Raw genomic sequence first — 9,231 nt, 5'->3', positions numbered from 1 at the left:
ATCCTTCATCTCATGTCCCTCATTTACATCAATATATTTTTTTGCGGATATATACGATTATAGCAGTTATTGTAAGTTTAGAGAACGGGGAAAGCGCATTCATTTATAACATTGCAGAAACAGAGGAAAGGCCTCCCGTTTTGGAATGCCAAGGCGGGAGGCCTATTAGGGTTCTCTTCTTTTTACCCAATAAATCGGTGCGGAAACCATAGAATATATTCTGATCTTGCTTACCTCAGGTTGAAGGGCTGCTCCAGCTTATCCTTTATTGAAACGTAAGGGTTATTCCTGAGATAGAAGCGCCAGGGAAGCTGTGCGTATTCTTCTGCGTAAGGAATATTAATGCGCGGAGCCTGGACAATGTCCAGGCTCTCCGCCGGGTCCCCCCTGCTCCAGCCAGAGGGGGCTGCCTTGTACATCCAGCCGGCGGCCGTTAAGGCTTTTGTCAATCCGGAGAGCACGGCATAGCTTGCCCGGGCCTCCTGAGAGCCCGGAAGGTTTCCTGTAAGCAATGCCGCGGTAGGCCGACATCTGTGCGGCATCACCGGGTGTTAGCGGCTCCACCGCACGGATCAGTACGGCATGCGGGTCGCCTTCAGCGGCAGTAACCACATTGAGGCAATGGTACATGCCGTATATAAGGTAGATGTAGATTGTTCCGCCGGAGCTGAACATCACCTCAGTCCGTGCGGTTCGGCGGCCGCCAAAGGCATGGCTGCCTTTGTCCTCTATCCCTCCGTAGCTTTCTGTCTCTACGATACGGCAGCGGATCTCCCCGTCTTCTGTGCGCCGGACCAAATGCTGGCCCAGGAGAAGAGGGGCAGCCTGCAGTGCCGGTAACCTGTATAAATCGGGTGATAGCGGGCGCCGGGGGCGGACGGTTTCCCGGCCTGATCTGTCCTCGTGTTCATTGCAGTCCATAGTTGGAAAGCCCCTTTCCTGGCAAAGCGGGCTCTGAGGAATTACGCCATGCCGGTGATGTTCCCATCGTATACCCTGAAACATTGGGGCTGCAACAGGGGCTAGTTCATCCACCACCGTTTGATATCATTCCACAGGGAATGCTCCCCCTTGCCCGGGTCAGCTGCACCCGGGGAGCCTTCCGCCGGAGCAGTTTCCCCGCCGGCGCCGTGCTGGTCACAATACTCCGTGGGCTCTGTACCGCTGATGAAGGTCTCCAGCTCTTTCTCAGGACAAGCGGCTGTAGCAAGCTTGCCGGATTGCGGATTGATGTAGACGCTGACGACCCCGTCGGGAATGGGGAAAATTTTCGGAGGCACGTTGGCCAGTGCTTTTTCTGTAAATTCAGCAAAGATCGGTGCGGCCCGCCGCCCATCGGACGTAGCGATATCGCGGCCCTTGTCATAACCTACCCAGACCGCGGTGGACAGCTCCGGCGTAAATCCGACCATCCAGCCGTCGGTATCAGTCGTTCCTGTCTTGCCGGCCACCGGACGCTTGATAATTGATGCTACGCGGTTGCCTGTGCCGCCGCTCTCAAAGACCCCTTCCATCAGCCGGGTCAGGACATACGCTGCTGCCGGCTCCACAACCTTTTCTCCCTGATCCTGCGGAGCCTCATAGATCAGATTACCTTTGGAATCGGTAATTTTGAGGATGGCGGTCGCCGGCTGCCTGATGCCTCCGCCGCCGATCACAGCGAAGGCAGAGGCCATCTCCAGCGGACTGACCGGAGAGGTGCCGAGCGCCAGGGAAGGCACGCTTTGCAGCGGGCTGCCGATTCCCATCCGGGCCGCCATTTCTGCGACTTTATCTGCACCAATTTTCATAATAGTATTTACCGCGTAGATATTGTCGGAAGCGGCGATAGCCTGGCGCATATTGATCTCCCCGAGGTATTTGTCGCCGAAATTTTTGGGCTGGTAGGTTTTGCGGTTATTGTCATAATGGAACAGCGTGGGCTGGCTGTTGAATACCGACAGGCCGGTCATCGTCTTTGAAGAGAGGGCAGTTAAATACATGATTGGTTTAAAGGATGACCCCGGCTGGCGGGTCGTCGCCAGAGCATGATTGAACTGGTTGGTGCGATAGTTTTTCCCGCCCACCATTGCCTTAATATAGCCGGTGCGGGGATCGATGGATACCAGCGCTGTCTCCAGTTCACTGGCGGCATCCATTTCTTTATCAACGGCTTCCTCAGCAGCCTGCTGCATATCTGGATCAAGGGTGGTATAGACATTCAGTCCGCCAAGCTCCAGCTCATCACTGCTGATGTGCAGCGTATCCAGAACAAGCCCGCGCACATAATCACGGAAATAAGGGGCGAGAACGGTGGTATTCTTCTGGCCCTGCGGTTTGAAGCTTAAGGTCTCCTGTGCCGCCGCCCGGGCCTGTACGGCTGTGATGTCACCCACCTCTACCATGGCTGACAAGATGATGCCTTGCCGTTTCTTGGCATTCTCCAGGTGGGTATACGGTGAATAATAGGTGGGCCCTTTAGGAATTCCGGCAAGCATTGCACTCTCTGCCAGAGTAAGATCTGCAGCTGCTTTGCCGAAATACATCCTGGCCGCCGCTTCAATTCCATATGCGCCATGACCGTAATAAATTTCATTTAGATACATGCTCAGAATTTCGGTTTTGCTGTACTTCATCTCAAGCTGCATCGTGTAAAGGGCTTCCTTGGATTTGCGGGTCCACGTCTTTTCGTGGGTAAGATAAAGATTACGCGCGAGCTGCTGGGTCAAGGTGCTGGCTCCCTGCGAGCGTTTTCCCGCCTCCACATTGGCAAGCACAGCCCGTGCCATTCCTTTCAGGTCAAAGCCGGAATGATCATAAAATTTTCGGTCCTCCACGGCCAGGGTAGCCTGGATAAGCTGCGGGGCGATCTGGCTCAGTGCAACGGGGTCCCGGCTGCGTCCATCCGTGGTAAAGGTGGTCAGCACATTGCCCCGGGAATCGAGCAGCTTGGAGCGGATATCATCGCCGATCGGCGGAAGCGGTTTGTTGTATAAATAGCCTAGCAGTGCTCCGGCAGCCAGCAGGAACAGCACGGACGTGGCGGCCAGCAGCCGGACCAGCCGGCGGAGGCGGTGTCTCTTGACTTTCGGGTTAGCGGAATCGCGCGGCATGGCTTCAGGCTCCTTGTTTTCAGAATTATGAAACAGCAATGGATATTGGCAGAGATTTGGCTGGTTAGTTTTCATTATGGGGAAGGTAGGGCCGAGATATTCAAGGCAGCGATACTTTATGTAGAAGGAAGCCTATCAAGCGGACCCGGCGAAGCGGTAACCAAATTGTCTTCTTTTTGTGATCTTCTCCGGGTAGATAGAGGAGCGGGCAGGGAGTATAACAGAGTAGTGTCAGTGTAAAAGGGTATATATACCACAGGAGGTGTCATCATGAATTGGACCCAAAATATACGCTTAAGAGTGCTAACTCTCCTATCATGCGGGCTTCTGGTTGTCTCGGTCTGGGGAACGGCAGCGCCGGCTCAGGCAGCAGCACCGGCCTGCGGCAGCGGGGACCATGGGTTGCTGCAGCAACAGCAGGCTAAGCATTCCGCTGCAGAGGAAACGCCTCTCAGCTTCACGGATATTCAATTTCTCAGCGGAGATACAGGACGGGCTGCAGGCAGCGGCTTTATGATCGGTACATCAGATGGCGGCTGCCATTTCCAAAAAATTTATGAAGGCCAATGGAATTTCCGGCAAATCACTTTCCCGGATAATGTGCATGGCTGGGCTCTGGCTTCCGTTAAGGAGGGTTCCGATGCCTATCTCATCGCTACGGCTGATGGAGGTTCAACCTGGAAGAGAATCTCGGAAACGGCAGTGGGGTTTGAAAGAATTGAATTTAAGGACAGCAAGCACGGCTTTGGTTACGTGCGTGCCTTTACGTATTACACAGAAGACGGAGGACTCAGCTGGAGCCAGATCAAGACTCCGGCGAATACACGCGGCGCAGAGTTCAGCAGCCGGAGTAACGGCTGGGCGGTGGTGGTAGCGCCGGGCGAAGGTTATCGGGTTATGAAGACCACAGATGGCGGATCGACCTGGAAGCTGGCACTCAAGTCGGCTTTTGCTTACCCGGAGTACGGACAGGTATACGCCAGGGGTGATCAGGTATATGCACTCCTGTACGGAGGATCAGGCATGTCCCAGACCTCGTATTCGCTGTACGCCAGCGGCAATCAGGGAAAGAGCTGGACGCGCGTAATCGCCCAGGAGACGGCAGGCGGCGGTCCTGCACCGGGCAGCGGATCAGCATTGCTGAAGAAAGGCCCGGCCTCCGGCAGACCAGGCAACATGCAGCTGGCCGGCAGCAGCACGGCCTTTCTGGCCGGGTTCTCGCCTGCAGGTGAACAGGTGGCCGTCGGCCGCACAGTGAATGCAGGCAAGCAGTGGAGCAACCTGCCGGCGGTTGCCGGATATGAAGCAAAGATCTCCTTCCCTGACAGCAAGGCGGGCTGGATGGCAGTCAAAGGAGCCGATACTTCTTCCCTTTATGCCACTAAAGACGGCGGCATGACCTGGACGGAGAAATTTGCTTTTAAAGGAACCGGACAATAAAAAACCAACAGATCAGTATCAAAGGCAGGCGGGTCCTTAGGGAGCCGTCTTTTGCCGTCTTCCTGCCGAGTGTGATTTTGGCCGCCAGTATGATAAAATTTGATTTACTTTATCAGGACTGTCGTGTGTAAACGCAGAACCTGCAGACGAACCTTAGGAGGACTGGAGAATGGCTTTCCGCGTATCCGCCGTTCAATATCATTTGCATACGATCTCCTCGTTTGAGGAATTTGCCGCCCAGTGCGAGCACTATATAAAGACAGCCGAAGAATACGGCACGGACTTCATTCTGTTTCCGGAGTTTCTTACGACCCAATTGATGTCTATCGGAGACGGCCGGGCAAAGGCCTCAGGCATTGAAGACCTGCCCCAGTTTACGGAACAGTACCGGGACATGTTCTCGGGGTATGCCCGGAAGTACAACGTCCATATTATTGGGGGAACCCATGTGCTGCGCCGGAATGATAAGCTCTATAATGTAGCACATCTCTTTTATCCTGACGGAAGAATCGCCGAGCAGGCCAAGCTTCATATTACACCCGCTGAGGTAGAGGGCTGGAATATGGGTGCAGGCGAAGGGCTTGAGGTATTCCAGACGGATAAAGGAACCATAGCCATGCTAACCTGTTACGATATCGAGTTCCCGGAGATTGTCCGCATGGCCAGAGCCAAGGGCGCTGATGTAATCTTTTGCCCGTCCTGCACAGATGACCGCCACGGATTTCACCGGGTCCGCTATACCAGCCATGCCCGTGCCATTGAGAACCAGATTTACGTGGTGCTGACAGGAACTGTCGGATCCCTCCCTACCGTGGATCTGATGCGCGCCAACTTCGGCCAGGCTGCGGTAATTACACCGAATGATATTCCCTTCCCGCCAAAAGGGCTGCTGGCCGAAGGTGAAATTAATGATGATATGATCATTACAGCCGACCTGGATCTGGAGCTGCTCTACCGTGTGCGGGAACGCGGGTCCGTGACCACTTGGCGTGACCGGAGAACAGACCTTTATACGGACTGGACGTAAAGGGAGGCAGGGGAAGAGATGTATTATAAGACCTTTTATGCCTTTGACGGCACAACGCCCGTCCCGGCGGTCGTACGCAACTACACGGCAGCGGATTTTGATGAGCTGATCACCATTCAGTCTGAGGCCTTTCCGCCCCCCTATCCTGCAGAGTTATGGTGGAACCGGGAGCAACTCCGGAATCATGTGGAGCTTTTTCAGGAGGGCGCGTTATGTGTTGAAGTGAACGGAGAGCTGGCCGGCTCGGTCACGGGACTGAAGATTCATTTTGATCCGGAAACACCGCAAGTTCATCATACCTGGTCCGAGGTTACGGCGGGCGGATACATCACTACGCACCAGCCGGACGGAAACACGCTGTATATCGCCGATCTATGTGTGCGTCCCAAATACCGCAAGCTTGGGCTCGGTAAAGAGCTGGTGCAGTCGCTGTATCATGTGGTGGTAGAACAGGGACTGGAACGGCTGCTTGGCGCAGGACGGATGCCGGGCTACCATACAGAAGCGTCCCGGATCTCTGCGGAGGCGTATCTTGCAGAGGTTACTGCCGGTAGTCTGACTGATCCAGTAATCACCTTTTTGCTGCGCTGCGGGCGGACACCGGTTGGTGTAGTGGAGGGATATCTGGAAGACGAGGAATCCTGCAATTATGCTGCACTGATGGAGTGGCGCAACCCTTTTCAATAGAAGACAGTACTGGAGGAGACATGAAGATGGAGTATAGAAGAATTACTGACATTTCCGATCCATTGTTCAGACAAGTACATCATCTGCTGAGTGAAGTATTCCCGCCGGAGGAAGTGCTGGAATTCAGCCTGTGGCAGGAGCCGCTGGCAGATCCGGGAATCCGCGTATTTGCAGCCGTTCATCAGGGGGAGGTTGTCGGCACCACGGAATACCGCTATTACCCGGACTGGAACGTGGCGATGACCGACTTCACCATCATTGGCCGCGAAGGCTTGGGAATCGGGAGTTTTTTGGCCCGGAGACGACTAAAGGATCTCAGGAGCCTTGCTGCGGATAACGGGGGTAAAGAGCTGTTCGGCATGTTTGCAGAAATATACGACCCCTACCGGGTAGCGGATTTCGCCTTTGGCGGCGTAAAGCCGATGGACCCTTTTGTCCGGCGCGAGGTACTCTCCCATCTCGGTTATGAACGGCTTGATTTTCCTTATGTGCACCCTTCCTGGAAAGGCGACGGCGAAGCGGTGACGGGGCTGGATCTATGCTTTATGCCGGGACAGGAGGGGCTGGAGGCGGTGGAGGCCTCTTTGGTTGCTGACTTTCTGACCCGTTATTATGCGGTGCTGGAAGATAAACCGGAAGCCTGGCACTCCATGGTCGATCAGCTGCGCCAGAGAGATACATTGCTGCTGTTGCCGCTGTAATTATCTGCTGTATAGAATGAACTTTAAAAATACAATAGGCGAATTCTCCATTGAATTGCTCTCCGGAACTGGATATAGTGTACAATGGGTAAGCGAATATGCCTTTGATTCATGAATAGAAAGAGTAAGCGAGGAACATATGATGTCTGAATTACAGTCCGACAAATACGGTGCTTCCGTTACGCTGGAGAGCCTGCAGGACGGACAGAGGAATGTGATGAAAGCTGCCGGAGAAGTTATGGCCAGAGGGCCGCAGCTGTATATCCGCTATGAGGAAGCAGAGCAGGGCCCTCGGGGAGAAACGCTTTCCGTCCGCACCACTATAAAGATTTCAGGCAGTGAGCTGAAGCTGATCCGGCACGGCAGCATTGAGTCCGAGCAGTCTTTTGTCCTTGGGCGCCGCCTGCCGGGATTCTACCGCTCGCCGTACACACAGTTTAATCTCTCCACCGATACGAGGAAGCTGGATATTACGCGCGAGGGACGCTCGCTGAATGTCTCGTGGGAATATGACTTGTACGTTTACGGGGAGCTATCGGGACAGTTCGCTATCAGTTTGTATATACAGGAGGAACCACAATCATGACACAAAGTCAAAATCCGCTTCAGCTAGCCAATGAACGGGTGAAAGAGGCCATCGCAGGTGCTATTCTATCCGCCGGCCTGGTAACGCAAGAAGAGCTTCCGGCCATCGTGCTGGAAGTGCCCAAAGACAAGGCACATGGCGATCTGGCTACGAATGCTGCCATGCAGCTGACCAAAATTGCCAAGCGTAATCCGCGTCAAATCGCCGAGGCGATTATTGAGCATCTGGACACGGCCGCAGCAATGATTGAAAAAGCGGAAATCGCCGGACCCGGCTTTATCAACTTTACCCTCTCCAAGAGCTATCTTTATCCGGTGATTGCGCTGGTTGCCGAGCAGGGTGACAATTACGGCCGCATCGAAGCCGGTAAGGGCCAGAAGGTTGAAGTGGAATTTGTCAGTGCCAATCCTACAGGCAGCCTGCACCTTGGACATGCCCGCGGCGCAGCTGTCGGTGATGCCCTGTGTAATGTGCTGGATTTTGCCGGCTATCAGGTGACCCGGGAGTATTACATTAATGATGCCGGTAATCAGGTGAACAATCTGTGCAAATCGATTGAGACCCGTTATCTGCAGGAGCTGGGCCAGCCGGCGGAAATGCCGGAGGACGGCTACCATGGCGAGGATATTAAGGAATTTGCCAAGGAGCTTGTAGCCGAGAAGGGCGATACGCTGCTGGAGATGACGCCGGGAGACCGGGCTGCCTTCTTCCGCACTTACGGTCTTACAAAGGAACTGGACAAAATCAAACGCGATCTTGGCCGCTTCCGGGTAAACTTCGACATCTGGTATAGCGAGACCTCGCTGTATGAGAACGGCCAGGTGCTGCGCTCACTGGATGAGCTGCGCGACCGCGGAGAAGTGTACGAGCTGGACGGGGCAACCTGGCTGCAGACGACCAAATATGGCGACGACAAGGACCGCGTGCTGATCAAGAATGATGGAACCTATACCTACCTTACACCGGATATTGCCTATCACAGTGATAAGTACAGCCGGGGCTACGATAAAATGATCAATATCTGGGGTGCCGACCACCATGGCTACATCCCGCGGATGAAAGCGGCCATGTCTGCACTCGGTAATGATTCCGAGAAGCTGGTCGTGCTGATTGCCCAGATGGTCAGCCTGTTCCAGAACGGTGAGAAGGTCAAAATGTCCAAGCGTACCGGCAAAGCCGTGACGATGGAAGACCTGATGGAAGAAGTCGGCCTGGATGCCATCCGCTACTTCTTCACGATGCGCAGCATGGATTCCCATCTTGATTTTGATATGGACCTGGCGATTTCCACGTCCAACGAGAATCCCGTGTTCTACGTTCAATATGCGCATGCCCGGATCTGCAGTATTTTCCGCCAGGCGGAAGAACAGGGAATTACGCTTCCGGCTGTAGCCGAGATTGACTTTACCAAGCTGACAGCCGTTCATGAATACGACCTGCTGCGCAAAATCGGTGAATTGCCTGCCGAGATCACCATTGCTGCTGAGAGCTATGCACCGCATCGCCTGATCCGCTATGTATACGATCTGGCTGCGCTGTTCCACAGCTATTACAAGGCAGAGCGTGTCATCACCGAGGATGCTGCTCAGACCGTAGCCCGTCTCGCTCTGCTGGGTGCAGCGCGCACGACTATTGCCAACGTATTGCGTCTGGTCGGTGTTACCGCACCTGACCGGATGTAACTTACACAAACAGAAG

The 9,231-nt window shown here is 54.3% G+C and carries 8 protein-coding genes; 6 read left to right on the top strand and 2 right to left on the bottom strand.

Features of this window, described 5'->3' with window-relative positions; genetic code table 11:
• Positions 1–339: 339 nt before the first annotated feature.
• Positions 340–921 carry a DNA-3-methyladenine glycosylase gene (locus AQR02_RS30770; RefSeq protein ID WP_245237805.1) on the bottom strand — a complete coding sequence of 194 codons (582 nt, stop codon included), beginning with the start codon at positions 919–921 and terminating at the stop codon, positions 340–342.
• Positions 922–1,022: 101 nt separating this feature from the next.
• Complete coding sequence (locus AQR02_RS30765) at positions 1,023–3,092, bottom strand: transglycosylase domain-containing protein (protein WP_054944075.1); 2,070 nt, start codon at positions 3,090–3,092, stop codon at positions 1,023–1,025.
• 270 nt (positions 3,093–3,362) lie between these two features.
• Between AQR02_RS30765 and AQR02_RS30760 the strand changes: the two genes are divergently transcribed.
• The 6 genes from AQR02_RS30760 to argS all read left to right on the top strand — a co-directional run bounded on the left by AQR02_RS30760 (position 3,363) and on the right by argS (position 9,215).
• Positions 3,363–4,532 carry a WD40/YVTN/BNR-like repeat-containing protein gene (locus AQR02_RS30760; RefSeq protein ID WP_054944074.1) on the top strand — a complete coding sequence of 390 codons (1,170 nt, stop codon included), beginning with the start codon at positions 3,363–3,365 and terminating at the stop codon, positions 4,530–4,532.
• Between the two features lie 169 nt (positions 4,533–4,701).
• Positions 4,702–5,559 carry a carbon-nitrogen hydrolase family protein gene (locus AQR02_RS30755; RefSeq protein WP_054944073.1) on the top strand — a complete coding sequence of 286 codons (858 nt, stop codon included), beginning with the start codon at positions 4,702–4,704 and terminating at the stop codon, positions 5,557–5,559.
• Positions 5,560–5,577: 18 nt separating this feature from the next.
• Positions 5,578–6,246 carry a GNAT family N-acetyltransferase gene (locus tag AQR02_RS30750; RefSeq protein ID WP_054944072.1) on the top strand — a complete coding sequence of 223 codons (669 nt, stop codon included), beginning with the start codon at positions 5,578–5,580 and terminating at the stop codon, positions 6,244–6,246.
• Positions 6,247–6,272: 26 nt separating this feature from the next.
• Positions 6,273–6,947, top strand: a complete 675-nt coding sequence (locus AQR02_RS30745; protein ID WP_054944071.1) for a hypothetical protein — start codon at positions 6,273–6,275, stop codon at positions 6,945–6,947.
• Positions 6,948–7,089: 142 nt separating this feature from the next.
• Positions 7,090–7,533, top strand: coding sequence for a YwiB family protein (locus AQR02_RS30740; RefSeq protein ID WP_054944098.1), 444 nt, complete (start codon positions 7,090–7,092; stop codon positions 7,531–7,533).
• On the top strand, positions 7,530–9,215 hold the full coding sequence (gene argS / locus AQR02_RS30735; protein WP_054944070.1) for an arginine--tRNA ligase: 1,686 nt from the start codon (positions 7,530–7,532) through the stop codon (positions 9,213–9,215). Before AQR02_RS30740 ends, argS begins: the two co-directional genes overlap by 4 nt.
• Positions 9,216–9,231: the final 16 nt, after the last annotated feature.

The organism is Paenibacillus ihuae, from assembly GCF_001368795.1.
In the GTDB taxonomy this organism is placed as follows: domain Bacteria; phylum Bacillota; class Bacilli; order Paenibacillales; family Paenibacillaceae; genus Paenibacillus_AQ; species Paenibacillus_AQ ihuae.
Note: the sequence above shows the minus strand (reverse complement) of the source record. Positions and strands in the feature narration are given on the sequence as shown.

Excerpts from the sequence above, each read along its gene's own strand:
- AQR02_RS30770 (WP_245237805.1), bottom strand. The coding sequence starts at position 921 with ATGGACTGCAATGAACACGAGGACAGATCAGGCCGGGAAACCGTCCGC.
- AQR02_RS30765 (WP_054944075.1), bottom strand. The coding sequence starts at position 3,092 with ATGCCGCGCGATTCCGCTAACCCGAAAGTCAAGAGACACCGCCTCCGC.
- AQR02_RS30760 (WP_054944074.1), top strand. The coding sequence starts at position 3,363 with ATGAATTGGACCCAAAATATACGCTTAAGAGTGCTAACTCTCCTATCA.
- AQR02_RS30755 (WP_054944073.1), top strand. The coding sequence starts at position 4,702 with ATGGCTTTCCGCGTATCCGCCGTTCAATATCATTTGCATACGATCTCC.
- AQR02_RS30750 (WP_054944072.1), top strand. The coding sequence starts at position 5,578 with ATGTATTATAAGACCTTTTATGCCTTTGACGGCACAACGCCCGTCCCG.
- AQR02_RS30745 (WP_054944071.1), top strand. The coding sequence starts at position 6,273 with ATGGAGTATAGAAGAATTACTGACATTTCCGATCCATTGTTCAGACAA.
- AQR02_RS30740 (WP_054944098.1), top strand. The coding sequence starts at position 7,090 with ATGTCTGAATTACAGTCCGACAAATACGGTGCTTCCGTTACGCTGGAG.
- argS (WP_054944070.1), top strand. The coding sequence starts at position 7,530 with ATGACACAAAGTCAAAATCCGCTTCAGCTAGCCAATGAACGGGTGAAA.